A 26,718-nucleotide genomic window follows, 5' to 3' on the forward strand; every position below is an offset into this window, starting at 1 on the left:
GTTACTACCCCTGATACGAGGCGATCTCGATCAGGTTGCCATCCGGGTCATGGCAATAAACCGAGGTGACCGGGCCGAGTGCTCCCAGCCGGGCCACCGGTCCCTCGGTCACGCGCACGCCGCATTTTTCCAGGTGTTCAATCACGTCCACGCTGTTGAGCGCGGTGGTGAAGCACAGGTCATTGGTGCCGGGCAGCGCATCTTCCGCCGTGACCCAGCCCTCGGCCCCATGCGGGCGGAGATTGATCTTCTGGCCGCCGAATTTCAGCGCCGTGCGGTTGTTGCGCCCGTATTCCTCGCGCTCCATGCCCAGCACGCGCTGGTACCACGAGGCCGAGACCTCAAGGTCCCGCACACTCACCACAAGGTGGTCAAGACGATCGACGGTAAAACGCATGGCGCTCCCTAACCTTCGGTTGTCCGGCCCGACGGGCAGGCCGGACGTCCCATGGGGTAACGTCTCAGCCGGTCAGGCCATCATAAAAATCATTACCCTTGTCGTCGATCACGATAAAGGCCGGAAAATTCTCGACCTCGATCTTCCACACCGCTTCCATGCCCAGTTCGGGGTATTCCAGCACCTCGACCTTGCGGATGCAGTCCTGCGCAAGGCGGGCTGCGGGGCCGCCGACGGAGCCGAGATAGAAGCCGCCATATTCGTGGCACGCAGTGCGCACCGCCTTGGAGCGGTTGCCCTTGGCCAGCATGACATAGGAGCCGCCGGCCTTCTGCAGCATGGCCACATAGCTGTCCATGCGGCCTGCCGTGGTGGGGCCGAACGCGCCGGTGGGCATGCCTTCGGGCGTCTTGGCGGGGCCAGCGTAATAGACGGGGTGGTCCTTGAGGTATTGCGGCAGGCCCTCGCCCTTCTCCAGCCGTTCGCGGAACTTGGCATGGGCGATGTCACGCGCCACCACCATCGTGCCGGTCAGCGACAGGCGCGTGCGCACAGGGTATTGTGAGAGCTTGCGGCGGATCTCGTCCATCGGCTGGTTGAGGTCGATCTGCACCGCCTCGCCCTCAAGGTCGTCATCCGTGGTCTCGGGCAGGAAGCGGGCGGGATCGGTCTCGAGCTGTTCAAGGAACACGCCATCGCCCGTAATCCGCGCCTTGACCTGCCGGTCAGCCGAGCACGACACCCCGATTCCCACCGGCAGCGAGGCGCCATGGCGCGGCAGGCGCACCACGCGCACGTCGTGGCAGAAATACTTGCCGCCAAACTGCGCGCCGATGCCGAGACGCTGGGTCAGCTTGTGGATTTCCGCTTCCATCTCAAGGTCACGGAAGGCATGCCCGTGCGCGCTGCCCTCGGTGGGCAGGCTGTCGAGCCAGCGGGTGGAGGCGAGCTTGACGGTCTCGAGGTTCTGCTCGGCGGACATGCCGCCAATCACCACGGCAAGATGGTAGGGCGGGCAGGCAGACGTGCCGAGCGTGCGGATCTTGCCATCCAGCCATTTCAGCAGGTTTTCCTTGTTCGAAAGGAGTGCCCGCGTTTCCTGGAACAGGAAGGTCTTGTTGGCCGAGCCACCGCCCTTGGCGATGAACATCAGGTCCATCTGCTCGGCATGGTAGTCGCCCGGTGTGGCCGAGATATGGAACTGCACCGGCAGGTTGGTGCCGGTGTTCACTTCCTCGAACATCGAGATCGGGGCCATCTGCGAATAGCGCAGCGCCGTGCCGGTATAGGTATCATACACCCCGCGCGAGAAGGCTTCCTCCTCATTGCCATCCACCCACACGCGCTGGCCTTTCTTGCCGTACACGATGGCCGTGCCGGTATCCTGGCACATGGGCAGCACGCCACCGGCCGCGATGCAGGCGTTCTTGAGCAGGTCCATCGCCACGAAGCGGTCGTTCTCCGATGCCTCGGGGTCTTTGAGGATCTTGGCAAGCTGTGCGAGATGGCCCGGCCGCAGCAGGTGCGCCACGTCGTTGAAGGCGCGGGCGGCCAGGGCCGTCAGCGCCTCGGGGCGGATATGGACCACCGTGCGGCCCGCGAGGGTCGAGGTGGTGATGCCCTCGATCTCAAGCTTCTTCCACGGTGTGTCATCATCATGCAACGGAAAGAGCGGGCCATACACGAATGGCTTGCGCGCGGGTGCGGATACGTTCAACGGACACTCTCCTCTGCCTTTTCCCCCGGATTGGTTCCGGGTGGCGGCGTTATGGAATCAGGGCGCGTCCGGTGCATCCGGCGCACCCGGATGGTTAATGTGGCTCAGCCCGGTCCGCCCGGTCCGCGCTTGCGGAAGGCTGCAAGGCTTACGACCTGCGAGCCTTCACCCCTGTCCTTTTCCCCCTCGCCTTCCTGCGCTGCGGGTGCGTCCACCTGTGCGGCGGCTGCGGGCATGACCGGCACCACGTTCTCGCCCTCGGGCACGGCGGCCACGGGCGGCTGCTCGGGCACGCTGAAGCGCAGGGCAAGGCGGATATGCGGATCGGCGAAGGCTGAGATGGCGGCCACCGGAATCACCAGCGTGGAGGGAATGCCGCCAAATGACAGCCCGACCGAGACAATCTGGCGCGCGCGGTCAACCTTGAGATCCCAGAACTGGTGCTGGAGCACGATCGTGATCTCGTGGGGGTACTGCGCGCGCAGGCGGTCGGGCATTTCAACGCCTGGCCAGTCGGTCCTGAATGTCAGGTAGAAATGATGATCGCCGGGCAGGCCGTGGGCTGCGGCATAATCAAGCGCGCGCAGCATGACATGGCGGTATGAATCCTCGATCCAGGAATCATAGGGCATGAGGCTGTCGGGGATGGCGGCATCGAAACCGTTTTCCTCGTCGTGATCATCGGACATTTCGGACTTCTCCGTACATCCGCCCGGGCAATGCTGACCCGGAACGGATTTTTGCAGACATGCGGGTTCGGACCACGCCGTGCCACAGCACCAAGCTGTGCGTCAAACTTCATGGCATGGCAAGCCACGGGCGCGCGGCATCCCTTCACGAAGCGGATACCGCGTCATCAACCTAACATGAGCAGAAGAATAAGTGGGAGGGCTTCTGTTGCCCGGTGCCCTCCCGAACCGCGCTTATCGCTTATGCAGCGACAGCGAGCACCTCTGAGTTATCGTTGGCACTTGTGATTTAGCCCGATAACGGTGGTACAATGCCGGGCAAAAGGCGGGTCTTTACCATGCGTGTCGAGCCTGTTTCGTCCCCATATCCCCCATCTGGGGGAAACTGGTGGAGACGCCGGGTACCGCCCCCGGGTCCACAACACTTATTCCACGCGCCGTTTATCGCCATAGCCAAGGGGCAAGCCCCTCCGGCACTTACCAACATAGGTGTTCACCCCCCATCTGGCAAGGGGCGGCTGCAGGCCATGGCGGGCACAACGGCTGGCCCCCGCCCCGCCCATGCGCCATGATGCCGCCGTGATGGCTGCATAGGAAAACGCCCCTAGGACAGGCCTGCATGGATATGGTATGGCCCGCGTCCCTGTGGTGATGCATATGAGCGAGGCGGTAGGACACATGTTTTCCAGCGAGCAGAAATCGGCAATCGAGGCAGCCCGCGCCGGATGGGCCCAGACCCGCCGCCTTGTCGTGCCGGCAGTGGAAGATGTGCTGTATTCGCCCATTCCCGTGCTCGAGACCGGCTTCGTGCGCGCGGTGGACTACATGGGCGGCGATAGCGGCATCGTGCAGGGGGCGCGCGTCTCCTACGGCAAGGGCACGCGCAGCACGTCCGATGACCGGGGCCTGATCCGCTACCTCATGCGCCACCGCCACACCAGCCCGTTCGAGCTGGCCGTGATCAAGCTGCATGTGCGCGCGCCCATATTCGTCACGCGGCAGTGGTTCCGCCACCGCACCGCCAGCATCAATGAATACTCGGCGCGCTATTCGGTGCTGGAGAAGGAATTCTATTTCCCCCGCCCCGAGGACATTGCCGCCCAGTCCACCAACAACAAGCAGGGCCGCGCCAATGCCCTGCCGCCCGAGCAGGCAGCCGAGGTGCTCGACATCCTGCGCGATGACGCCGCGCGGTGCTATGACCACTACCTCGACCTGCTCAACGAGGATGAAAACGGCGAGAAGCGCGACCCGAACCGCCCCGCCATCGCCCGCGAACTTGCGCGCATGAACCTGCCGGTCAATATCATGACGCAGTTCTACTGGCAGATTAACCTGTGGAACCTGCTGCATTTCCTGCGGCTGCGCGCCGACAGCCATGCCCAGTACGAAATCCGCGCCTATGCCGACGCCATCCTGCAGATCGTGGAAAAATGGGCGCCGTTCACCTACGAGGCATTTACCGACTACATGCGCGACGCCGTGCTGCTGTCCGGCCCGGCGCTGCGCGTGCTGCGCACGGCCATGGGCGGGCAGGACATCGACCCCGCAACCCACGGGCTGAGCAAGCGCGAAGCACGCGAGCTGGCCGAGATGTTCCCCGAAATCGCGCCCCGGCTGGTCCGCCAGGGCTGATGGGTGCGTTCAACAAAGCGTGATCTGGTGCCACTGCTCCGCTGCGGTGGCGTTGAGGGGATGTGGATTTTACGTCACACCCAACGCGGCAATTCTGCCAGCATCCCCTTGTTCCAGGGCCATCCGGCCCGGGTTCAGCCCCATGTGCATCCTGCAGGGCAGCCACAATCTTCCCTCATCATCGGGCTAGCGGATTGCACAACAGCCATCCCATGCTAGAGAGTGACGCGAGAAAGGGGCGGTATCGCCCGGTTCAGGATTCTTGCAAACACATTGGGCCACCCCGCCATGCCTGCATGACGGTGAAGCAAAGACAGAGGGAAGCGGAAACGAGTATGCGCGCAGAGACAGGATCGAATTCTTGGTCGTCCCGCCCGTTCCCGTCCCTGCGCCGTCCGGCGCTGCGCGTCGTGGGGGTGATGCTGGGCCTGCTGGGGCTTGCCTCATGCGCGGCCCCGCCGCCAACTGACCCGGACGCCCTGGCTGAATACAAGGAAGCCAACGACCGCTACGAAAAGCTGAACCGCAAGGCCTTCAACCTTACCATGTGGGCCAACAAATACACCCTGCGCCCGGTGGCCAAGGCCTATATCTGGGCCGTGCCGCGCCCGCTGCGCAACGCGTTTGGCGGCCTGTACCAGACCATGAACGAGCCGGTGGTGTTCTTCAACGACGTGGGCGCGGGCAAGCCCCGCCGCGCGGGTGACGCCTTCGTGCGCTGGTGCATCAACATGACGGTCGGCATTGGCGGGCTGATCGATGTGGCGAACTACGCAGGCTACAAGCATCATGACAACGATGCCGGCCTGACCCTGGCCACATGGGGCGTGCCTTCGGGGCCGTACCTGTTCCTGCCGGTGCTTGGCCCGTCCTCCTTCCGTGATGGCATCGGCTACGGCATCGACGTGGGCCTCTCGCCATGGAACTACGTGCCGCGCGGCTACGGGCTGCTGACCTTCAACTGGGCCTATAACATCATGGGCACCATCAACGGCATGGCCACCAATGTCGATGCGCTTGACCAGGTGATGAAGGATTCGCTCGACCCCTACGCCACCATCCGCAGCGCCTACCAGCAGCAGCGCAAGGCCCTGGCCGAAGCCATAAAGAACGACCATCGGGCCACCGTGCCTGACTGGTACCACACGAAATAACCAAAAAGGGACACAGCGATGCAGAGATTCATCCCCCGTCGCCACGCACTGGCCCTGCTGGCAGCACTCGCCACCATGCCTGTTGCTTCAGCATGGGCGGTTGATGCCGGCGCGCAGGCCCGTTCCTTCGTCACCATGTTTGGCAACAAGCTCGTTGGCGTCGTCAACAGCGACATCTCGCTGGAAAAGAAGAAGCAGGACATCCTGCCCCTGCTCGAGCAGTATGTGGATGTTGACGCCATCGGCCGCTACTGCCTTGGCCGCTACTGGCGCACCGCAACCCCTGACCAGCAGGCCCGCTACATCAAGCTGTTCCATCAGGTGCTGGTCAATGCCATTACCGACAAGATCGGTGACTACCGTGGCGTGACCTTCGTGGTCGGCTCAAGCGCGCCCTCGGGCGATGACACGGCCGTCTCCACCGTCATCAACCGCCCCGGCCAGCCGGGCGCCGATACGCAGTGGATCATCAGCACCGCCAGCGGCAGCCCCAAGGTGGTGGACGTGGTGGGCGAAGGGGCAAGCCTGCGCCTGACCCAGCGGCAGGATTACGGCTCCTTCATTGCGCGCAATGGCGGCAATGTAGATGCCCTGCTGCGCGCGCTCGACAAGCAGATCGCCAATCACCACTAACGGCGCCCATAGTGGATATGTCATAAAAAAGCCGGTTTCGTACAGGCTTTTTTAATGGCGATGAGCCCCTGTTCCCCCGGCTGGCAAACGCCCCCGCCTGCATTTTCCAGCCGGGTGCGCAGCGGGTCAGAAAGGGGCGCCTCCACAATGGCACGATGCATGAAGCCTGCTGGCCATGTTGCAGGGGATTTTGGGGTCAACATTTTTGCGATAACGCGGAAAGTGTGCTCAAACTCCTCTCCATCGATTAACCCTATGCGTATATTGTATCTTTAACTTCATGAGATCAGAAAATTCATCGCCGATGGCGGAATATCATGCCGTTCTGCCCTGGCAGCATAACGGGGCGATGCCTGAACAATTTACTCAATACAATATGACGCAACTCAATATATGGCATCCAGAATTATATAAAAGAGATCGTTTTCATATAATAATCAGAAAAAAGAGAACGCAAAAATGAAGCAAATTCTGAAAGCGAATAAAATTCTCTTTTTTTCGTTTATTGTAGTCGCCTTCTCGCTTGTTGTTTTTGATCTTGAAACAATTCCTTTTGGCGGCCTCACCTACAGTACCTGCAAATGGGACTGTTTGTGGTACAGAGACATTATCCTGCATGGATACCAGCCCGATGTCTATCTGTCGCTTCGCCATATAGGCAAGGCTGCGTGGCCGTTTTTCCCACTTTTTCCGGGACTTGCCGCAGGTGTTAAATATCTGACGGGCCTGACTGCCGAAGGCGCGGCGCTGCTGCTTAACCAGACGCTGTTCTTTTTCATGGTGGCTTTTGCCGCGCTATATTACAAGAAATTCGTTGATGGCCAGAAGTATATTTTATTTATATTATTACTTTGCCTTTCACCATTCTCCTTATGGTGCAAGATTCAATATACGGAATGTATTTATGCACTCATAACGATTGCCATTGTTTATTTTGCAAAAGAAAAAAAATACATCCCGCTCTTCCTGTGTGCTTTCCTTGCCACCCTCACCCGCCCCACAGGCATCATGCTGGTGGGCACATGTGGGGCCTATCTCATGATTGAGGCGCTCAGGGCACGGAACCTGAATGATTTCTTGAACGGGGGTTTTTCCATCATGGCCGGCAGCCTGGGGCTGTCTGGCTATATGCTCTATCTCTATCATCTGAGCGGTGATGCGCTGGCCTTCGCGCATCTGGAGCGAAGCTGGGGGCGCGAGTTCGCGTTTCCCGGTGCGTGGCTCCTGGAGGCCATTCGGCATGGGCACCGGATCAACGGGCTGATCTCAGCATTTATCGACATGTTTTTCCTGTATTACGGCTTTAAAAAGCGGATGTACCTGGAAACATCGATCCTGGCAGTCACGTTCCTGTGCGCCATCAGTTCCGGTGTGGACTCACTGCATCGATACATCATGGGCAACCCTTTGTTTGTCATGATTTTTGCTCGGCTTTTTGATTACAAAAGTAAAAAATTTACCAACTATGCCGTTCTGGGTGTTTTTTTTCTGAATATAATCATTTCCGCAATGTGGTTTAACGATTCACATTACTTCTACTAGACGGAGGCGTTAAATCCATGCCAAAAAAAATAATCATTCCTCTGTCAATTCTTATTGCTTTATTTGACTTTTTTGTTCTCTCAAAAGCCATGCACCCGACAGCCAATCAAAATTACATAGATTATTTTATAAAAAAGAATATACCGGCCATGGATTACTATTACAAAGAATTGTACGATTACTATGAACTCAGGCAGGCCCATCCGAATATGGAGACCTGGCGGTTCAGGCCCATCTGTCAGGACAAGCAGAAAGAATGCGTCCTGCCCACACCGTCGAGGTCATCACCGTAACCAAACCCATCTATTCTTGCAGGGAAGAACGGGGACATGCCGCCCTTCCCCCAAGTGCCCAAAAGGGTCGCCAGACGGTTTCAGAACGCCGTCAGTCGCCCTTGAGAATGGCGACATGAGCCACGCCATCATGCGTGATCCAGCCCCGGTACATGCCATCCGTGTTGAAGGGCATGGCGATATTGCCCCTGTCATCGAGCAGGATCGCGCCGCCATCACCACCAAGTGCTGGAATTTCGTGGTTGATCACCTCATCCGCCGCCTGGGCCAGTGGCTGGTGCATCATCGTCACCCGCATGCAGATTTCATGGGCGGCGACCGTGCGGATGTAATATTCACCCCATCCCGTGCCTGACATGGCGCAGCCTGCATTGGCGTATGTTCCAGCACCAATGATGGGCGAATCGCCCACGCGGCCCCACATCTTGTCCGTCAGCCCCCCTGTGGAGGTCGCTGCCGCCAGATGCCCGTTACGGTCAAGGGCCACGGCGCCCACCGTGCCATGATGGGTGTCCGCTTCTTTCTCCTGCTTCTGCCGGTCTTTCTCCAACGCCTCCTGCAACTGCGCCCAGCGCCGGTCGGTGCGGAAATAGGCGGGATCAACCAGCGCCACGCCCTGCGTTCTGGCAAAAGCTTCCGCACCATCGCCAATCAGGAACACATGCGGTGAATGCGCCATTACGGCTGCTGCCAGCGTTATGGGGTTGCGCACATGCGTCACCCCCGCAATGGCCCCGGCCTGCAAGGTTGCGCCATCCATGATCGCGGCATCCATCTCGTTATGCCCATCATGCGTGAAAACTGCGCCCTTGCCTGCGTTGAATTCCGGGTCATCCTCAAGCACCTGCACGGCGGCTTCAACGGCCTCGACCGCGGGTCCGCCGGTTTTCAGCTTTTTGTAGCCGGTGCGCAACGCGCGCCTGAGGGCTGCCTTGACCGCTTTTTCACGCGCAGGCGTCATGTCCTTGCGGATCACGCCCGCCCCACCATGAATGACCAGCACCGGCTCGGCCGCATGGGCCGGCACCGCCACGGAACACAGCAGGCAGGCCAACGCCGCAGAAAGTATTTTCACCCGTCCATCTCCTTGGAACACCAAGGCAGGGAGTTTACAGATATAATACGGACAGGAAACGATTTCTTCCGCACACAACCTGGCGCGTATTGAAAACAGATTATTGATAAAAAATAAGAAAAGTTTCTGGGTGTCGCCTTTTTTCAAAAAAGTGACGTCTTTCGAAGCTTTTTGAAAAAAAAGCTTCGCCAAAAACTTTTATAATTTGAGGGTTTGTTGGGGCTAACAGTCTCTAATGCAAGCTGGCCCATGCGGGCGCGCCCCGCAGGCTATGATAGAGCAGGATATCCGGCCCACAGCGCTCCGGCTTCTCCGGGCACACGCTCATGCCCGCCCCGCCAAAAACCTGCCGGGCCACGATGTCATGTTCACGCACATAGGCAATGACGCGGCTCACCCCCGCATCATGCGCAAAAGCCAGCGCCGTGGTCGTTGCCTCGCGCGACAGCGCCGTATCACGCGCGGCGGCTATCATGGTGAACTGCAATTCATGGCAGTCAGGCACGGTGGTGGAAGGCTGCACGCCAGCCAGCCCGATGAACCGCCCCTGCTGGCGCACGGTAAACATGCCCACGCCCTCGCGGCCCCAGGTCATGAGATCGGTCAGCATGTCCTGCTCGCTCAGCACGCGGTTGCACACGCCGCCAGCAAGCCGCCCGGTCACGCCAGCGCTGGCCTTGAGCCGCACGACATCTTCAAGGTCGGTCCATGAGACCGGATCAAGCTGCAGGTGGCCTGTCTGTATGTGATATCGACATCCCATTACTGCCTCCCTCAGAGCCGGAGCGTGAACCCGGCCTTTATTGAAGGCAGATAATGGGGAAGATGGCAAATGGAATCAGCGCTCGATGGGGCGGTACTTGATCCGGCTCGGCTCGGTCGCATCCGGGCCAAGGCGACGGCGCTTGTCTTCCTCATAGGCCTGGAAGTTACCCTCGAACCACTCAACGTGGCTATCACCCTCAAAGGCAAGGATGTGGGTGGCCAGACGGTCAAGGAACCAGCGGTCATGGCTGATGATGACGGCACAGCCCGCGAATTCGGCCAGAGCCTCTTCCAGCGCGCGTAGCGTATCAACATCAAGGTCGTTGGTCGGCTCATCGAGCAGGATCACGTTGCTTTCCTGCCGCAGCATCTTGGCCAGATGCACGCGGTTGCGCTCACCACCCGAGAGCACGCCCACTTTCTTCTGCTGATCAGCACCCTTGAAGTTGAAGGCGCCGACATAGGCGCGTGACGGCACGGCGCGCTTGCCAAGGTAGATCACGTCGGTCCCGCCGGAGATTTCCTCCCACACGGTCTTGTCGTCATCAAGGCTGAAGCGCGACTGGTCCACGTAGCCAAGCTTGACCGTGTCACCGATGGTCAGCTTGCCGCTATCGGGCTGCTCTTGGCCCATGATCATCTTGAACAGGGTGGACTTGCCCGCGCCGTTCGGCCCGATCACGCCCACGATGCCGCCCGGCGGCAGCTTGAAGTTCAGGTCATCGATCAGCAGGCGGTTGCCAAAGCCCTTGCGCAGGTCCTCGGCCTCGATAACGGTGCTGCCAAGACGGGGGCCGGGCGGAATGACGATGTCGGCCACGCCATTAGCCTTCTCGTTGTTCTGGGCCAGCATTTCCTCATAGCGCGCGATACGCGACTTGCTCTTGGCCTGACGGGCCTTGGGCGAGGAGCCGATCCATTCCTGCTCGGCGGCAAGGGCGCGCTGGCGGGCGCTCTCTTCCTTTTCCTCCTGCGCCAGGCGCTTGCGCTTCTGGGTCAGCCAGGAGGAGTAGTTGCCCTCGAACGGATAGCCACGGCCACGCTCAAGCTCGAGAATCCAGTTGGTGACGTTATCGAGGAAGTAACGGTCATGGGTGATGACCATCACGGTGCCTTCGTAGTCACGCAGCGTCTTTTCCAGCCAGGACACGCTTTCCGCATCAAGGTGGTTGGTCGGCTCATCGAGCAGCAGCAGGTCGGGCTTTTCAAGCAGCAGGCGGCACAGGGCAACACGGCGGCGCTCACCACCGGAGAGCTTTTCAACCGGGCTGTCAGCCGGCGGGCAGCGCAGGGCTTCAAGCGCGATCTCGAGCTTGCGGTCGAGTTCCCAGCCATCGCCCGCGTCGATCACTTCCTGCAGTTCGGCCTGTTCGGCCAGCAGGGTGTTCATCTCGTCATCGGACATGGGTTCGGCGAACTTCATCGAGATCTCGTTGAAGCGATCCACGGCCTTTTTCAGCTCGCCAAAGCCCAGCGCCACGTTCTCGCCTACCGTCAGGCTCTCGTCGAGCTTGGGTTCCTGCTCGAGGTAGCCCACGCGCGCGCCCTCGGCGGCCCATGCCTCGCCGCCAAATTCCTTTTCCACGCCCGCCATGATCTTGAGCAGCGTCGATTTACCGGCACCGTTGACGCCGAGCACGCCAATCTTGACGCCGGGCAGGAAGGACAGGGTAATGCCCTTGAAGACCTCACGCCCACCCGGATACGCCTTGGTCAGGTCCTTCATCACATAGACATATTGCGTGGCGGCCATGACGGTCGGCTCCTGATAAACTGATGAGAAAATGGTCAAGTCACCGCGCGGCGTGGGCTACACCGGGGCATGCCCGCCGCGCCGCATGCTGAAAAGCCTGCGCCCGGCAGGACTTGAACCCGCAACCAAGCCGTTATGAGCGGCCCGCTCTAACCAATTGAGCTACGGGCGCGCAGGCAGCCCCTGATCTCGCGCATGTCGCGGGTTTTGGCAAGGTCAACGTGGCTTTTTGTGCGTAATTTTTTCAGTGCTACAGGCGATATCGCCATAAAAAAAACACGTTCATGATCTGGCTCATGGTTGGCCACCCTGCCACGGAACATGATTTGCACAGGAAACGCGGGGAGATATACCGTCATCCCCCGTTAATTCATGCCGCCCCGCTCTGGGGTGGCCCTTAACGCACATTACAGGCAGCAGGAGGCCTGAACAGCAATGGACGTATCGAAGATTTCCCCCGGCAAGGACGTACCCAACGACATCAACGTCGTGATCGAAATTCCGCAGGGTTCAGGCGTCAAGTACGAGATCGACAAGGATAGCGGCGCGCTGGTGGTGGACCGCATCCTGTTCACGCCCATGGTCTATCCGGCGGCCTATGGCTTCATTCCCAACACGCTGGCCGCCGATGGCGACCCGACCGACGCGCTGGTACTGATGCCCGCCGCCGTGGTGCCCGGCGTTGTGGTGCGCGCGCGTCCCATCGGCGTGCTGCGCATGGAAGACGAGAGCGGCCAGGACGAAAAGATCATCTGCGTGCCGCACGACAAGGTGCACCCGTACTATTCCAACGTGGAAAAGCTCGAGGACCTGCCCGAGATCGTGCTCAAGGAGATCGAGCACTTCTTCACCCGCTACAAGGACCTGGAAAAGGGCAAGTGGGTCAAGGTTGCAGGCTGGGCCGACAAGAAGGTCGCGGGCGAAGTGATCCTTGAATCCGTCAAGGCCGTCGCTGGCAAGTAAGCCGCTACCGGATAAAAGTTTTTGGTGAAGCTTTTTTCAGAAAACTTTGAAAAAACGCCGCCTTTTTGAAAAAAGGCGGCACCCAAAAACTTTTATCCTCTTTACTCAGGCTGCGTTGATGAGCCTGCTGCCACCTTGGGTCAGTTCCCCGATCAGTTGATGGTAGCGCGCCATATAGTCCTGCATGGCCAGCGTTTTTACGGCGTGGGTGCGGACATTGGCCCGTAGTTGCGCCGCCAGCCCCTCATCCTCAAGCAGTTCCACCACGCCCTGCGCAATGCGCCTTGGCGCGAGGAAGGGCACAAGCCGCGCAGTCTGCCCATCGCGCAGGAATTCCTGCACTGGCGCCGTCTGGCTGCCCACGATGGCACAGCCGCAGGCCATGGCCTCACGCAATGACCATGATGCCACGAACGGGTATGTCAGGTAGACATGCACGTCCGATCGCTGCAGCAGGCGGCGAAAATCATCATATTCCACCCTGCCCGCAAAATGTACGCGCCGCATGTCCAGCACGCCGCCAAGTTCGGCCAGCATGTGCTGCCGCCATGTCTGCCCGCCCGGCGCGGGACCGCCATAGCTGACCCCATTGCCGCCAACCAGCACCACCCGCGCATCAGGCCGCGCCCGCAAAATATGCGGCAGCGCGCGCATGAACACATGAAAACCCCGATACGGCTCAAGGTCACGCGCAACATAGGTGACCAGTTTCTCGCCGGGCTGCACCACCACATGGCCCAGCGTGAAGGGGCGCAAGCGGGCCTGCGGGTCGGGCGCGCATTTTTGCAAATCCACCCCTTCAGGCAGCAGGGTCAGGCGCGGGCGCGCCCAGTCGGGATAGGTCGCGTGCTGGAAGCGCGTGGGCGTATGCCCCCACCCCGGCAGGGCAAGGGCCAGCAGGTTGAGCGTATTGCGGGCGCGAATAAGCGGCGCCACATCGGCAGGCGGGGCGAATTCGGGGTCGAAGCCCACATCCAGCCCGGTGGGATGATAGAAGAACTCATAATAACCCAGCATCGGCACGCCGGGATACACATCGGGCAGGTCCAGCATCTCGCCCCAGCCATGGTGGCCGATGATGATGTCGGGCACATAGCCCAGCTCCCGCAGGGCGCGGGCCGCCTTTGCTACCGCTGCCGCGCGCTGCATGGCGCGGGCGAGTTCCGCCACCGGCCCCGGTGCGGCCAGTTCCGGCGCGGGCGGCAGGCGGTAGGACACCCGGCGCACGTCCGCCATGTGCGACGTTCCTGATTCGCTGATGAAAATGATCTCGTTGCCGCCCTGCCCGCGCAGGTCGCGCAGCAGGTGCACGAACTGGGCCGGAAAATTCTGGTGCACGAACAGATATTTCATGCACGCCCTCCGCGCCCGCCACTTGCAGTCATGAACCGGCCAGCACGCCGGGCCTGCGGGGTGTTGCGCCCCCACGCCGGGGCGACCGGGCGGGCGAGACCGCCGCGCCACCGGGCTTGCGGTGCCACCACGGCACGGGCTGGCCCGGGCTGGCCTGCGCCTTGCGCTTCGTTTTTTCAGGCGGGGCATCGTCCTGCGCGGCCTCTACCGCGCCGGATGGTTCCCTGCGTTGCTGCGGCGGCACGCGCCTGCCCCGCCTCACCCGCCCTACAGGCGGCGCGGGAGCTACGGGCGGGGCCAGCGCATCGAGCACCTGATCTTCCATGCCTGCATCACCCTGCGCCGGGGCAGGCGGTTGAACCGGGTGCTTGGGCCGCACCACCACGCGAAAAGCCTCGAGCGGAGCCTGTGTTGCGGCCATGACCGGCGCATCCGCCACCGGCCCGATGCGGCTGCCATCGGTAAAGCTGGCTTCCACCTCGCATTCGCAGGCTTCAGCCGCCGCCCCCTTCAGCCGCACGCGCAGGCCCAGCAGGGGCAGCGCCATGCCCCGGCTGCCACAATACGCGCCCCCGCTCACCCAGGGCGAGAACCAGTCCTGCCCCAGTATGGCCTGATATTCGAGATCGGCCGGAGCCACGCCGGGGGCGGGCTGGATGGCAAACCCCTCCAGCCAGTGCCCGCTCCCGCTCTCGCCCATCCAGGCCCCAAGTTCGGCCCGCACATCGCCACGGTGCTGGATATGGGCAATCATGCTACCCGGCGCGGGTGCCGCCTGCGCACCACGTGCCGGCTCGGTGGCAGGCCGGGCCGCGGCCGGGCTGCCAAGGCGGACAATCTGCAGGGCAGGCAGTTCACCGGGCGCATCAGGCTCGCGATAGGTGGTGACCAGCACCGCACCGCCCCCTGCGGCCACCATGACCAGCGCAGCACCGCCGCTGGCCCCGATCCAGCCCTGCGCGTCAAACGTGCTGACCCGCACCCCATCATTGCCCGGCGGCACGCTGACGCGCATGCCCGTTAGCTTTCCGAAGCGCGTGGGGGCGGACAGGGCCGCATGAAACAGGCAGTACAGACCCGCTTCAAGCTGCATGAGCCGTGCGGTGGCCTGCACGGTATCAGGCTTTGCCACGGATGCGGGTTCGCTTGCGGTCTGCATCATGGCCGCTCGACCAGCAAAAGGAACGGCACGGGCGCACGGACAAAGGCGGGATAGGTCAAGGCGGGCCTCTCGCAACGGGTCAGGAACAGGCCGGGCGTGCAACGTCATGCCCGATCCGTGCATAAGACAGCAAAAACGTATTCAATTGGTGAACGGGCAGCCCCAGCGGCACGCATGTGCCCCGCCCCGTGGCGCGGATGCGCTGCGCGATGGTGCCGATATCAAACGCCACGGCCCCCAGCCCCGCCCGCCACAGCAGCGTGAGCGTGAAGCACCATGTCTCGGGCCACAGCGCGGGCAGGAAGCCCACATCGCCCGCGCAGCCACGCACCAGCGCCAGGCCATCCGCCTCGTCATAGTGGCCGGTCACGAACACGCGGCCCGTTTCCTGCAGGGCGGCATCATCCGCCGTGTGGCCCACCACCACGAATTCCAGCGGCAGGTCACGCGCGCGCGCATCCATGGCCGCCGCAAGCACGATGGCATGGCCTTTTTCCAGCCCGATCCCGCCCACGATCACCACCCGGCAGCGCTTATTGCGCGGCGGCAGACCGGTGGCGGCAGGCGTGGCATCGCGGGCTGCGAACTGCGGCAGGGACAGCGCGGGGCCATCATCCTCCAGTGCGTGCACATGGGGCGTAACATGAGGGAAATACCGGCCCAGCCGCAACGCAACCTCCGCCGAGGGCACGATCACCCGCCGCGCACCCGCAAGGTCACGGGCCGTGTCGCGGCGCAGGCGCGCCACATCCCGCTCCCCCACCACGGAGCCGAGCACGCTCACGCACGCCGCACACCCCGCCGCATCCGGCTCGCCGCAATAGCGCCCCGCAGGCCCCACCAATGTGACGCGCGGGCACAGTCCGGCATAGTCATGCACGTAATATTCATAGGGCAGCGCCAGCACACGGCACAAAGCCCGCGCGCGCCCATCGTGGCCCAGTTGATGATGGATCTCGACCTGCCTCACGCCCAGCGCGCGCAGCAGGGTTACAAGGGCTGTTTCCTGCGCGGGCCACGCAAAATTCAGGTCCGGCCAGTGGGCATCGGGCCTGCCATCGCGCAGCACGAATCCCTCGGGCGTGGGGTCGAGCACGACTGGCAACCGCCCCGCCGCCAGCGCGTGCCGTGCCCGTGCCCGCACCACGCGCGCCACCCCGCCGCCTTCGCCATGGCTGACCAGCAGCACCGCTCCCGCCAGACCTGCCTCCACCATGCCCCGGCACCACACCAGCACCGACAGCCTGTGCCGCGCCACCCGTAGCGGATCGGCTGCGATATGGGCCGCCACCAGCGCGTCATAACCGGGAAAGAGCCGGTTCAGAATCCAGATATTGCGCCGCAGCAGGTCCGCCCGCGCGCTGGCAAACGACACGCCCCCCACATGCCCTACGAACGCGCCCACCGCCGCCCGGTGCCGCCAGCCACCCAGGCGTGCGCGCATGCAGAAATCATTTTCCTCCCCATACCCCCGGCCAAACAGTTCGGGACGGAAGCCGCCAGTCTGACGCAGGCAGTCGTGGCGGATGAACATGCAGAAGCCATGCGCGGTGGGAATCTCGACATCCTGCCCGCCATTGGCCCGCCTTGCCGCGTCCATCAACCGCCGCACGGCTGCAAGGCCACCCGTCAGCGGTGCGGGGCGTGCAGGGGCGGGCCATGTGAGGATGGTGGCATCGTTGGAAAGCGGCGAGACGGTGCCCGTGTCGGCGCGGGCATAGGCCACATGCCGCATCTCCTCCAGCCAGCCGGGTGCGACCAGTGTATCGCTGTTGAGCAGCACCACGTCACGGCCCTGCGCATCGGCCAGCGCAGTGCACACCGCCGCCGGGTAGCCGCGGTTATGGGCATGGCGGCGCAGCACGATACGCCCCTGCCACGCCAGCGCGTCCAGCGCGCGGGCGAGGTCAGGGTCCGGCGTGGCGTCATCCACCACCATGATCTCGGTCGTGGCCTGCGCCGAGGCCGCAAGGCTGGCCAGCACGCTGTCGATACAGGCCAGCGTGCCAGCGCGGTCGGCATAGACGGGAATGACGATCCTGCATTGCGTGGCACACGGCGGCACGCGCACCGGTGCCACGCCACGGCCACGCATGGCAGGAAAGACGGGCCAGGCGGCGGGAAGCCCGATGGGCAGCGGCGAGCCGGACAGATCCCGCCCGTCAGGCCGCACCACCCGCACGCTGCCCCCTGTTGCCATGGCCTGCCACGGCACATGAAACGTCCAGACCGGCAGGCCGGGGCCTGCCGCGCTGTCCTGTCGGCCCACCTTGCCGCGCGTGAGCGTGAGGGGCCGCCTGCCCCTGGCATCGATCAGGTGCAGCACAGGACAATGATCAGGCCGGGCGGGCATGAAGGCCCAGCCTGCCAGCCCGTGGTCATCGGGCCACATGGCGCCAAGTGTTGCGCACAAGGCCGCGCGGTCGGGGCGACCGCCAAGCAGCACCGCACCCGCATGGCGTACCACGATCTCGCCCCCATGCCGCCAGTGCGGGGGCAGCCGCAAACCGCTGCCCGGCTGCACCGGGCAGGGCTGGCCATCGAGCAGGATTTCAGGCCGGGCGGGCACGGGCAGGCCGCCCCAGTGCAACACGCCATCGGGGTCAGGCGCGCACCAGCCGGTTTGTCCCGTGCGCTGGCATACGAGCGTTGCCGCACGGCACAGATCGGGGTCGAAACCATAACGGGTAAAAAAGCGCTCGAGCGCCGCCGCAGCCCGACTCCATGCCCCGGCACCGCACAGGGCCAGCACCAGCAGCTTCAGCCCTGCGCGGAACTCCTGCCCGACCATGAGTTGCTCGATGCCCTGCGCGGCCTGCATCGCCTGCCCGGCGCCCAGCAGCACCGCCGCCTGCGCGAAACGGACCGCCCTGTCGCCGGAGGCCATGCGGGCCGCGCGCCCCATCCACGCCACGGCCTGCGCATGCTGCCCCGCCGCTGCCAGCCGCCATGCCTGCCGCATGGCGGCGGTGACCTCTTTCTCCGGCACGGCATGGGGCGGTTGGCGGTTCATCCGCCCGCCAGTTGCGCGTAATCGGCCCGCGCGGCCTCAAGCCCTTGCGCAAGGGCCTGTTCCAGCCAGTGACGCGCCTGTGGCACGTCCACGCGCCCGGTCAGCCCGCGTGCGAGGTAGCGCCCCGCCATCATCTGCGCCAGCGCGTGGCCTGCCTCAGCCGCCTGAAGGAACCAGCGCAAGGCCTGCACCCGGTCGGGCGGGATGTCATGGCCGCCGCCATAGAGCGCGCCGAGCGAGAACATGGCCTCCGCCCGGCCAGCGGCGGCGGCCTTGTGATACAGGGCCAGCGCCCCCGCATGGTCGCGCGGGCCGCCGCGTCCTTCCAGCCGGAGCTGGGCTGCGGCAAGACAGGCCTCGGGCAGGCCAAACGTGGCGGCCTGCTCCAGCCACTGCCGCGCCTGTTGTGGATCAGCCGCCATGCCATCGCCCTCAAGCAGCATGCGGCCATGCCAGTAGGCGGCATTGACCACGCCCGCGCGGGCGGCGCGTTCCATCCACATGGCTGCCGCCGCGCGGTCGGTGGGCCGGCCCACGCCCTCATGCAGGCTGACCGCAAGGTTGAACATGGCAACCGGGTCACCCACCTGTGCCGCCGGTTCAAAATCAATCCGTGCGGGCCGGGTGACGGCCTGTTCCGCCCTGCCTGCCAGCAGGGTTGCGGCAAGCTCGCTCATGGCGGTGACATCACCAAGGTCCGCCGCGCGTTCCAGCCACTGGCGGGCCAGGTCAGGGTCAGCCGCCACGCCGCGCCCCTGCTGGTACAGCACGGCCAGCATGCGGCAGGCCAGCGCATGACCGTGTTCTGCCGCCATGCGGTACCACGCCACGGCTTCATGATCGGCGGGAATCGCCGCCTCGCCGCGTGCATGCAGGTCGCCCAGCAGGGCGGCGGCCTCGCGGTCGCCGCCAAGGGCCGCGCGGCGCAGCCATGTCTCGGCCATCAGCATATTGCGCGGGCCATCCGCCCGGTCATGCAGCAGCAGCGCGCCATAGCGGGCCTGCGCGGGGCGCACGCCCTGTTCCGCCGCCCGCCCGTACCACAGCACGGCCTGACCCGTATCACGCGCCATGCCCCAGCCGCGCTCATGCAACAGGCCCAGCATGTATTGCGCGGTGGGCAGGCCGCCTTGTGCCGCCCGGTGCAGGGCGGCCACCGCATCGGGGTCGGTTCCCGGTGGTTGAGCCGCAAGATGCGCCACCGCCAGCCCCAGATCACCCTGCGGGCACCCTGCCTGCGCCGCGCGCGCGCACCAAAGGCGCGCCGCCTCCGGGTCGCGCACGCTGTCAGGCCCGCAGGCCAGCAGGTAGCCATACAGTGCCTGTGCATCGGGCAAGCCGAGTGTGGCCGCACGCTGCGCCCAGCCGGTGGCAGCAACAGGGTCGGGCCAGTGTTCTATGCCTGCGGGCAGGCTTGCTGGCAGCAGGCCATCCCCTCCCCTGCCATCAGGCGGGTCAACCAGCAGCATGAGCGCCATGGCAAAACAGGCTTCGGCATGCCCGGCGGTCGCGGCGCGGTGCATCCAGCGCACGCCCTCGGCGGGACTGCGCGGCACGCCACAGCCTTCCAGATAGGCGCGGGCCACCTGGTACTGCGCGGCCACCATGCCCTCCTGTGCCAGCCTGCCCAACAGGGCAAAACCCTGCGGGGCGCGGCCTTCATGCTCCAGCCAGCCCATGGCCCGCTGCAACCGCCCCTGCGCGGAGAATCCCTCCCGCCAGCGGGAAAACAGCTTGCGCATACCGCCCCCGCTCAGGGTTCGCGCATGCCGTCGGTCACGGCAGGCAGCAGGCGGTTGAGCAGGTACTGCATCATGGTGCGCCGCCCGATATGGATATCGGCCTCGACCGGCATGCCGGGCTGCGGGTGGAAGAAGGGCGGCACGCCATGCAGGGTGTAACGGTCAATGGACAGGCGCACGCGGTAGAAAGCGTTCATCGGGTCGCCATCCTCTTCACCCGTCTGTGCCCCGGCCCCGCCTGCATGGCCTGAGGCATCGGTAAACGCATCCGGGCTGATGACGCGCACCGTGGCATCACCCCCGCCATACTGCGTGTAGGGAAAGGCCGAGAATTTGAGCAGCGCGTGATCGCCCGCGCGCACGTAGCCCGCATCCACCCCGCGCAGCGTGGCCTCGACATCGAGCGTGGCCGCAGCGGGCACCAGTGTCATGAGCGGGCTGGCGGCCTGAATGACAGAGCCTGCGGAAAGATGGGCGATGCTCAGCACCACCGCATCGCGGTCGGCGCGCATGATGACAAGGTCGTGGTGCAGCATGGCCTTGCTGTAGCTGCCCTCGGCATCGGCCAGGCGGTGCTGGGCCAGGGCAAGATCCTGATATACGGTGGCGTGCCAGTTGCTGGCATAGCCATCGCGCTGCGCCGTCATGCCATCAAGGCGGGCGCGGGTGCTGTCCGCCTCGTGCCGGGCGGAAACCTGCGAGCGCACCACCTCCATCAGGCTGTCCTGCGCCGCCAGCGTGGAGAGCCTGCTGCCCACCTGCTCGTGCTGCAGGCGGGTGCGCATGTCCTGCACGTCACGTGCCACGCGGGCGCGGGCGGCATACATCGCGGCACTGGCCTCATAGCCCTGCAACTCGCTTTTCAGCCCCGCGATCTGGCGGTCGTAATTGGCCATCTGGGCCGTGTATTCGGCTTCACGCCGCAAAAAGGCCGCTGCCTCCTGCACAGAGGCAGGATCATTCACATCCGCTTTATAGGGCTGGCCCGCGGCCTCGGCGGTGCGGCGCGCCACTTCGGCGCGATAGGCCATGACCTGGCGGCGCAGGTTGGTCACGTCGGCATCGGTCATGGTGGGGTCGAGGCGGGCGAGCACCTGCCCCTTGCGCACGCTGTCGCCCTCATGCACGTCGATCGAGCGGATGATCGCGGTCTCGAGCGGCTGGATGACCATCGTCTCATCAAACGGCGTGAGCCTGCCATTGACACTCACCACCCGGTCAAGCGGCAGGAAGGTCATGACCAGCAGCCCCGCCCCCGCAAGGGCCGCGATCAGCCAGACCACATAACGCGCGGCATCCGACGGCGGCAGGCCGACCAGTGCTGCGCTTGGCGAGTAAAAGGACAGCAGCGCGGGGGGCAGGTCAGTTGGCACATCCGCCGTGGGCGGTGGCAGCACGGACAGGATCGCCCCTTCCGCAGGGCCACCCTGCGCATCAGGCGGCGGGATGAGCGCCTGCCCGCTCATGCTGCATCTCCGTGCATGGCGGTGAGCGATCCGGTTTCAGCCACGCTGTTCTGTTGCATCCACAGCGTGCGGTAGATGGTGCAGCGCCCCAGCAGTTCGGCATGCGTGCCGATATCGACCACCCGCCCGTGGTCGAGCACGCAGATCTGGTGGCATTCCACCAAAGAGGCCAGCCGGTGCGACACGATGACCATGGTGCGCCCGCGCGCAAGGTGGCGCAGGTTGGCGTTGACCACTGCCTCGCTCTCGGGGTCAAGGGCGGAGGTGGCTTCATCGAGGATCATGAGCTTGGGGTCGGAAATCACGGCGCGCGCGATGGCGAGGCGCTGGCGCTGGCCGCCGGAAATGTTGGTTGATCCCTCCTCGATCCAGGTATCGAAGCCCGCGGGCATGCGCTCGATGAACTCCTCGGCTCCCGCAAGGCGGGCGGCGCGCACCACGTCCTCCAGCGTCAGGCCCGGCCGGCCTGCGATGATGTTGTCGCGAATGGTGCCGCGAAACAGGAAGTTGTCCTGCAGCACCACGCCGCATGAACGACGCAGGTAGGTCAGGTTGATCTCGCGCAGGTCGATGCCATCAAGCCGCAGGTGGCCGGTATAGCTGCGGCTTACGCCCTGCAGCAGCCGCGTGATGGTGGACTTGCCCGAGCCGCTGCGCCCCACCAGCCCCAGCATGGTGCCCGCAGGCACGCTGAAGGTGATGTCATCCAGCGCGGGGGCCGAGGCGCCGGGATAGGTAAAGCACACATTGCTGAACGACAGCGCCCCGTGCAGCGGCGGGCGCAGGCCGGTGGTGAGCGCGCGGGTCTCGGTCGGGCGGTTGAGCACGGAGCCGGTCTCGGCCAGGGCGGCGCGCACCTCGTTGAGGTCATCGATCAGCCGGGCCATGCTCACCAGCGGCGCGGCTACGCGGCCACCCAGCATCATGAACGCCATGAGCGCGCCCGCCTCCATGCCCGAGGTCGTGGAGGTAATGGCCATATACGCCCCGATGAGGATGATGCCGCGATTGATGAACAGGTCGAGCGGCATGACCGCCGTGCCCACCCAGTTGCCCATGCGCCCGGCATCGAGCGAGGCGGTGACGACATCGGCGGTCTTTTCATCCCACACCGCGCGGCGCACCGGCTCCAGCGCCAGCGTCTTGACGGTGCGGATGCCGGCAACCGTTTCATACAGTGCGGCGCTGCGGGCCATTTCGGCGCGGATCTGCCGGTTGATCAGCCGCCCCACGGTGGGCATGGCCAGCAGGATGATGACGCCAATCAGCGCCGCGCCCACAACGGTCATCCATGCCAGCGTGGTGCTGAGCCAGAACAGGAAGGGCAGCACCACCAGCAGGGTGAACAGGTCAAGGAACGTGCCCAGCAGCTTGCCGGTCATGAACTGCCGCACCTTGTAGATGGCGCTGATGCGGCCAATGATGTTGCCCGCCTGTTCGCGCTCGAAAAACTCCAGCGGCAGGGCGAGCAGCCGGTCGAACACGGCCAGCGAGATGCGTGTATCGAGCCGCGTGGTCAGCACAAGCGTGATCTCGCGCCGCGCATGCGTGAGCAGGATTTCATACACCGCCATGACCACGACCAGCCCGGTGAGCGAGACCAGTGTGGCCATGGAATGAAAATTCACCACCCGGTCGATCACCTGCATGACGATGAGCGGCGGAAAAATGGCCAGCACGCTGATCACGATGGAGGCCAGCAACACATCACGCAGCAGCCTGCGCTCGCCCAGAACGAGGCGGCGCAGCCACGCGAAATCGATCGGCGGCTCGGGGCGCGTGCTGTCATGCTGGCCGCGCACCAGCAGCACGTCGCCCGTCCAGACCGCTTCAAGCCGCAGGGCATCGATCGCGACCGGAGGCGCCTCGGGGCTGGCGAAGGGATCGGCCAGCCAGACCACACCACTGGCTTCATCAGCCCCCACCATCAGCCCCGCCGAGCCATCAGCAAACATGAGCACGACCGGCGGCACGTCGCGCAGGCGCACGAGATCGCGCCATTGCAGGCGCATGCCCCTTGCGGTGCCGCCATTTTCCTCCACCCAGCGCGCAAGGGCGGGAATGGAGGGGGCGCTCTCGCCCTCTTCCCCGGCAAAATCACGCACGTCGAGGTCAATGCCATGAAAGCGTGCCGCGCACAGCACGGCCTGCAGGCGGATCAGTTCCGGCGCGCGCCGTGGCGCGGCCTGCCCCCCGACGCCATCACCTGCTTGGTCTTGATGGCCCACGGCACCCCTTCGCGTTGCACGCCCTGTCTAGTGATGCGGCCAAAGGTAGGAGCAGAAAGCAAAAAGTTCCTTAACACCCCCGGTGTCCAGCACCGATAAAATGCCCGGCCCACACCACAGGGGGATGAATGCCGTGGCAATGTCGTGTCATGGGTGTGTATTGCGCGACAGAAACGGCCCCGTTTTTCTGCTGCGGTCATGGACGCCCCGCGTCTGGCTGCCCGTGCAGCGAATACTGCCGGAATTGCATGTGCCGGGCAGCGTTGAGGGATGGCCGCCCATGACCAGATTATTTTTTGACTTTCCGCACGATTGACTGCATATAAAAAAGTCAATCATTTTTATTTATATCTTCCCCTCAATCGTTATCGATATACAAATATATGAACCTGAACCCCAATTCCGTTCCGCGCCTTGCCATTGTCATTCCATGTTACAATGAAACAGAAGTTTTTCCCTTTTGCTTGCGCGAAATGGGGGAATATCTGAATGACATGATCCGACGGAACCTGGTGCAGGCGGAAAGTTACATACTGTTCGTTGACGATGGCAGCCGGGATGATACGTGGCAGCAGATCAGTGCCGCCGCGAAAGAGCATTCCTTCGTCCGCGGGCTCAAGCTGTCATGCAACAAGGGCCACCAGGCGGCGCTGCTGGCGGGGCTGGCCAACGCGACGCAGGCCGATGCCATTGTCAGCATTGATGCCGACCTGCAGGATGACATCCACGCCATAGGCAAGATGGTGCAGTCCTATATGGCAGGACATGAAGTTGTTTATGGTGTGCGGGCCTCACGCCAGACCGATACGGCTTTCAAACGCACCACGGCGGAACTCTTCTACCGCATGATGACCTTCATGGGGGTGAAGCAGGTTTTCAATCATGCCGATTTCCGCCTTCTCAGCCAGCGTGCCTGCGCCGCCCTGCTGGAATATCATGAGAGGAACATCTACATCCGCGGCCTTGTGCCCCTGGTCGGCTTTCCCGCAGAAGAGGTCTATTACGACCGCAAGGAACGCATGGCTGGCGTTTCCAAATACCCTTTACGGAAAATGCTTGCCCTGGCCATGGAAGGCATCACTTCCATGACGGTCAGCCCGCTCAGGCTGATTACATTTGTGGGTGCTGCAATCGGCGCCATTTCGGTCCTGCTCTTTCTGAGCGTCATGGCATACTGGATACTGAAGGGCTGCGTGTCCGGCTGGATGTTTGTCATTGTCGCGCTTTTCGCCGCAACCGGCATACAGATGCTGTCTCTGGGTATCGTTGGGGAATATGTCGGCAAAATATACCTTGAGACAAAGGAACGCCCTCGCTACCATATAGAAGAAAAAGAAGGGTTCCCTGCAGGCAACCCTTCCGCGCCAGCATGATACGCTACCCGTTCAGGGCCCGATAAAGCCAGAAACAGGCCCACGCCACCGTAGCAGGCCATGAATGCAGCATCGCTGCCTGTGCCTTTTCCATTCGTGCCGAGCTGGCTGTTGCCGACCCTAGGCGGGTGCGTGCATAAAGCCTTGACTGCACTGGTTATGTCCGGACTCGTTTGCGGTTGATGAAGGCAGCCTTCTCTTTTAAATTGAGGCCAATGTTCCAGTGCCCGGCCAGAAGGTAAGGACTTTGACCGCTTGCCCGTGTTAACGAGAAAGCAGAACGGATGCTTTGCTGAATGATTCGGTTGAATCACATCTTAAGGGTTGCGAATTCTGTGTTGATATGGCACGCGCCACGATCCACATCACCAAACGAAGGGGTGAGCCCATAGCAGATGCCGGTCCTCAAAGTTCCAAAAAGGGCTCTTATGCATGAACATGCGCATCAAGCTACCCATGAGGGAGAGGCATGGCTGCTAAAAAATTTATGTGATTGATATCGCATTCATTAAGAAAGTATATAACTGCAATGAAATGTCTTGTTACAGGTGGCGCGGGTTATGTAGGTAGCCATGTTATCATCAGCCTACTGGACGCAGGACATGAGGTTGTCATCCTCGACAATCTGAGCACGGGGCACCTGGCTGCAGTGCCGCCGGGCGTACGTTTCTGGAATATTGATCTCGCGGATGCACAGGCAACGCGGAACGCTGTCAGCCAGGAAAACTGGGATGTAGTGTTTCATTTCGCCGCCCTTTCCTCTGTCAGTGAATCAGTTGAGCGCCCCTTTTATTATCTGGGCCAGAATACGATCAACTCCCTCAATCTGATTGAGGCCTGCACGGATCACGGCGTCAAACGCTTTGTGTTTTCCTCTACCGCGGCCCTGTTCAATGGGGAAAACCATTGCGAATCGATCGCGGATAATGCCGTGATCGATCCCAGCTCGCCTTATGGCGACAGCAAATATTTCATTGAACGCGCGCTGATATGGGCAGACCGTATCTGTGGCATGCGAAGCGCATGCCTGCGGTATTTCAATGCTGCGGGTGCTGACCCGCTCGGCCGCCTGGGTGAAGACCACCGGCCGGAAACACATCTCATTCCCCTCACCATTGATGCCGCCCTTGGCCTGCGCCCCATGCTCAAGATATTCGGCAACGATTATCATACGCCTGATGGAACCTGTGTCCGCGATTATGTGCATGTGACGGATCTGGCCGATGCCCATATCCGGGTTATCGATCAACTGGAACATGCGTCCGTCACTTACAATCTTGGTAACGGCAGGGGATTCAGCAATCTGGAGATCCTCCAGAGCGTGGAGCGGGTCAGTGGCCGGAAGGTACCGTGGGAATGGGCAGACCGCCGCCCGGGTGATCCCGCCATCCTGGTCGCGGATTCCTCCCATATCCGCCAGGACACTGGCTGGAACCCACAATATCACGACATTGACAGCATTGTAGAAACAGCCCTGCGCTGGCGCGAACACCATCCACATGGATATGATGACGCGCAAATATCCAAAGATGATGAGATAATTCTCATGCAGTGTAATGTTGGGACATAATAATATTTTCTTAAATAACCGAATTTAATTAAAATCCATTTATTATAAAGTACACTGTAGCACGCGCGATCAATCGCCCTTTGCACAGCAGCCTGTGCCAGACCTTACGGTTGCCTAGATTCTTATCAGGCGAAACATCTGGTCATCAATAGATCAGTATTGTGCCGGGTCAGCATACTTTCCTATGACTTATCA

General features: G+C 62.8%; 19 protein-coding genes, 1 tRNA gene and 1 other RNA gene. 7 read left to right on the forward strand and 14 right to left on the reverse strand.

Features of this window, described 5'->3' with window-relative positions; genetic code table 11:
* Window positions 1-4: 4 nt before the first annotated feature.
* From QEG70_RS04435 to ssrA, 4 genes are all read right to left on the reverse strand, one after another.
* Window positions 5-397: a VOC family protein gene (locus QEG70_RS04435; protein ID WP_061272305.1), complete on the reverse strand. Its 393-nt coding sequence runs from the start codon at window positions 395-397 to the stop codon at window positions 5-7.
* Window positions 398-461: 64 nt separating this feature from the next.
* Window positions 462-2,114 (reverse strand): fumarate hydratase, encoded by a 1,653-nt coding sequence (locus tag QEG70_RS04440; RefSeq protein WP_308719565.1) that lies wholly within the window; start codon window positions 2,112-2,114, stop codon window positions 462-464.
* A gap of 104 nt (window positions 2,115-2,218) precedes the next feature.
* Complete coding sequence (locus QEG70_RS04445) at window positions 2,219-2,803, reverse strand: SspB family protein (RefSeq protein WP_308719566.1); 585 nt, start codon at window positions 2,801-2,803, stop codon at window positions 2,219-2,221.
* A 192-nt stretch (window positions 2,804-2,995) separates the two neighbouring features.
* Window positions 2,996-3,318, reverse strand: a transfer-messenger RNA (tmRNA) gene (gene ssrA, locus QEG70_RS04450).
* A 163-nt stretch (window positions 3,319-3,481) separates the two neighbouring features.
* Between ssrA and thyX the strand changes: the two genes are divergently transcribed.
* The 4 genes from thyX to QEG70_RS04470 all read left to right on the forward strand — a co-directional run bounded on the left by thyX (window position 3,482) and on the right by QEG70_RS04470 (window position 7,767).
* Window positions 3,482-4,438 (forward strand): FAD-dependent thymidylate synthase, encoded by a 957-nt coding sequence (gene thyX / locus QEG70_RS04455; protein ID WP_308719857.1) that lies wholly within the window; start codon window positions 3,482-3,484, stop codon window positions 4,436-4,438.
* A 419-nt stretch (window positions 4,439-4,857) separates the two neighbouring features.
* Window positions 4,858-5,592: an MlaA family lipoprotein gene (locus QEG70_RS04460; protein WP_308719858.1), complete on the forward strand. Its 735-nt coding sequence runs from the start codon at window positions 4,858-4,860 to the stop codon at window positions 5,590-5,592.
* A gap of 18 nt (window positions 5,593-5,610) precedes the next feature.
* Entirely contained in the window at window positions 5,611-6,225 is a 615-nt protein-coding gene (locus QEG70_RS04465; RefSeq protein ID WP_308719567.1) for an MlaC/ttg2D family ABC transporter substrate-binding protein, read from the forward strand.
* 459 nt (window positions 6,226-6,684) lie between these two features.
* Entirely contained in the window at window positions 6,685-7,767 is a 1,083-nt protein-coding gene (locus QEG70_RS04470; protein WP_308719568.1) for a hypothetical protein, read from the forward strand.
* 384 nt (window positions 7,768-8,151) lie between these two features.
* Here the strand turns inward: QEG70_RS04470 and QEG70_RS04475 are convergent, their stop codons facing one another.
* The 4 genes from QEG70_RS04475 to QEG70_RS04490 form a co-directional block, all read right to left on the reverse strand.
* The gene (locus tag QEG70_RS04475; protein WP_308719569.1) at window positions 8,152-9,135 is read right to left on the reverse strand and encodes an isoaspartyl peptidase/L-asparaginase family protein; all 984 of its coding nucleotides are present in this window, start codon (window positions 9,133-9,135) and stop codon (window positions 8,152-8,154) included.
* 232 nt (window positions 9,136-9,367) lie between these two features.
* Entirely contained in the window at window positions 9,368-9,898 is a 531-nt protein-coding gene (locus QEG70_RS04480) for a GNAT family N-acetyltransferase (protein ID WP_308719570.1), read from the reverse strand.
* Window positions 9,899-9,973: 75 nt separating this feature from the next.
* Window positions 9,974-11,653: an energy-dependent translational throttle protein EttA gene (gene ettA / locus QEG70_RS04485; protein ID WP_308719571.1), complete on the reverse strand. Its 1,680-nt coding sequence runs from the start codon at window positions 11,651-11,653 to the stop codon at window positions 9,974-9,976.
* A 98-nt stretch (window positions 11,654-11,751) separates the two neighbouring features.
* A tRNA-Ile gene (locus QEG70_RS04490) sits at window positions 11,752-11,825 on the reverse strand.
* 263 nt (window positions 11,826-12,088) lie between these two features.
* Here QEG70_RS04490 and ppa point away from each other — a divergent pair.
* Complete coding sequence (gene ppa / locus QEG70_RS04495) at window positions 12,089-12,616, forward strand: inorganic diphosphatase (protein ID WP_061272287.1); 528 nt, start codon at window positions 12,089-12,091, stop codon at window positions 12,614-12,616.
* A gap of 105 nt (window positions 12,617-12,721) precedes the next feature.
* Here the strand turns inward: ppa and QEG70_RS04500 are convergent, their stop codons facing one another.
* The 6 genes from QEG70_RS04500 to QEG70_RS04525 form a co-directional block, all read right to left on the reverse strand.
* Window positions 12,722-13,969 carry a glycosyltransferase gene (locus tag QEG70_RS04500; RefSeq protein WP_308719572.1) on the reverse strand — a complete coding sequence of 416 codons (1,248 nt, stop codon included), beginning with the start codon at window positions 13,967-13,969 and terminating at the stop codon, window positions 12,722-12,724.
* A gap of 28 nt (window positions 13,970-13,997) precedes the next feature.
* Window positions 13,998-15,131: a hypothetical protein gene (locus QEG70_RS04505; RefSeq protein ID WP_308719573.1), complete on the reverse strand. Its 1,134-nt coding sequence runs from the start codon at window positions 15,129-15,131 to the stop codon at window positions 13,998-14,000.
* A gap of 79 nt (window positions 15,132-15,210) precedes the next feature.
* A complete protein-coding gene (locus QEG70_RS04510; protein ID WP_308719574.1) occupies window positions 15,211-18,144 on the reverse strand; it encodes a glycosyltransferase in 2,934 nt (977 codons plus the stop codon).
* Entirely contained in the window at window positions 18,141-19,886 is a 1,746-nt protein-coding gene (locus QEG70_RS04515; RefSeq protein ID WP_308719575.1) for a tetratricopeptide repeat protein, read from the reverse strand. The genes QEG70_RS04510 and QEG70_RS04515 overlap by 4 nt, the downstream gene beginning before the upstream one ends.
* A gap of 11 nt (window positions 19,887-19,897) precedes the next feature.
* The gene (locus QEG70_RS04520) at window positions 19,898-21,352 is read right to left on the reverse strand and encodes an HlyD family type I secretion periplasmic adaptor subunit (protein ID WP_308719576.1); all 1,455 of its coding nucleotides are present in this window, start codon (window positions 21,350-21,352) and stop codon (window positions 19,898-19,900) included.
* Complete coding sequence (locus QEG70_RS04525; protein ID WP_308719577.1) at window positions 21,349-23,580, reverse strand: peptidase domain-containing ABC transporter; 2,232 nt, start codon at window positions 23,578-23,580, stop codon at window positions 21,349-21,351. The genes QEG70_RS04520 and QEG70_RS04525 overlap by 4 nt, the downstream gene beginning before the upstream one ends.
* A gap of 383 nt (window positions 23,581-23,963) precedes the next feature.
* Between QEG70_RS04525 and QEG70_RS04530 the strand changes: the two genes are divergently transcribed.
* Window positions 23,964-24,953, forward strand: a complete 990-nt coding sequence (locus QEG70_RS04530; RefSeq protein WP_308719578.1) for a glycosyltransferase family 2 protein — start codon at window positions 23,964-23,966, stop codon at window positions 24,951-24,953.
* A gap of 529 nt (window positions 24,954-25,482) precedes the next feature.
* A complete protein-coding gene (galE, locus tag QEG70_RS04535) occupies window positions 25,483-26,523 on the forward strand; it encodes a UDP-glucose 4-epimerase GalE (RefSeq protein ID WP_308719579.1) in 1,041 nt (346 codons plus the stop codon).
* Window positions 26,524-26,718: the final 195 nt, after the last annotated feature.

The organism is Komagataeibacter xylinus (genome assembly GCF_031081985.1).
GTDB classification, from domain to species: domain Bacteria; phylum Pseudomonadota; class Alphaproteobacteria; order Acetobacterales; family Acetobacteraceae; genus Komagataeibacter; species Komagataeibacter xylinus_E.

Excerpts from the sequence above, each read along its gene's own strand:
- ettA (WP_308719571.1), bottom strand. The coding sequence starts at position 11,653 with ATGGCCGCCACGCAATATGTCTATGTGATGAAGGACCTGACCAAGGCG.
- QEG70_RS04520 (WP_308719576.1), bottom strand. The coding sequence starts at position 21,352 with ATGAGCGGGCAGGCGCTCATCCCGCCGCCTGATGCGCAGGGTGGCCCT.
- QEG70_RS04505 (WP_308719573.1), bottom strand. The coding sequence starts at position 15,131 with ATGATGCAGACCGCAAGCGAACCCGCATCCGTGGCAAAGCCTGATACC.
- QEG70_RS04460 (WP_308719858.1), top strand. The coding sequence starts at position 4,858 with ATGCTGGGCCTGCTGGGGCTTGCCTCATGCGCGGCCCCGCCGCCAACT.
- thyX (WP_308719857.1), top strand. The coding sequence starts at position 3,482 with ATGTTTTCCAGCGAGCAGAAATCGGCAATCGAGGCAGCCCGCGCCGGA.
- QEG70_RS04480 (WP_308719570.1), bottom strand. The coding sequence starts at position 9,898 with ATGGGATGTCGATATCACATACAGACAGGCCACCTGCAGCTTGATCCG.
- QEG70_RS04470 (WP_308719568.1), top strand. The coding sequence starts at position 6,685 with ATGAAGCAAATTCTGAAAGCGAATAAAATTCTCTTTTTTTCGTTTATT.
- QEG70_RS04510 (WP_308719574.1), bottom strand. The coding sequence starts at position 18,144 with ATGAACCGCCAACCGCCCCATGCCGTGCCGGAGAAAGAGGTCACCGCC.
- galE (WP_308719579.1), top strand. The coding sequence starts at position 25,483 with ATGAAATGTCTTGTTACAGGTGGCGCGGGTTATGTAGGTAGCCATGTT.
- QEG70_RS04530 (WP_308719578.1), top strand. The coding sequence starts at position 23,964 with ATGAACCTGAACCCCAATTCCGTTCCGCGCCTTGCCATTGTCATTCCA.
- QEG70_RS04465 (WP_308719567.1), top strand. The coding sequence starts at position 5,611 with ATGCAGAGATTCATCCCCCGTCGCCACGCACTGGCCCTGCTGGCAGCA.
- QEG70_RS04435 (WP_061272305.1), bottom strand. The coding sequence starts at position 397 with ATGCGTTTTACCGTCGATCGTCTTGACCACCTTGTGGTGAGTGTGCGG.
- ppa (WP_061272287.1), top strand. The coding sequence starts at position 12,089 with ATGGACGTATCGAAGATTTCCCCCGGCAAGGACGTACCCAACGACATC.
- QEG70_RS04500 (WP_308719572.1), bottom strand. The coding sequence starts at position 13,969 with ATGAAATATCTGTTCGTGCACCAGAATTTTCCGGCCCAGTTCGTGCAC.
- QEG70_RS04445 (WP_308719566.1), bottom strand. The coding sequence starts at position 2,803 with ATGTCCGATGATCACGACGAGGAAAACGGTTTCGATGCCGCCATCCCC.
- QEG70_RS04515 (WP_308719575.1), bottom strand. The coding sequence starts at position 19,886 with ATGCGCAAGCTGTTTTCCCGCTGGCGGGAGGGATTCTCCGCGCAGGGG.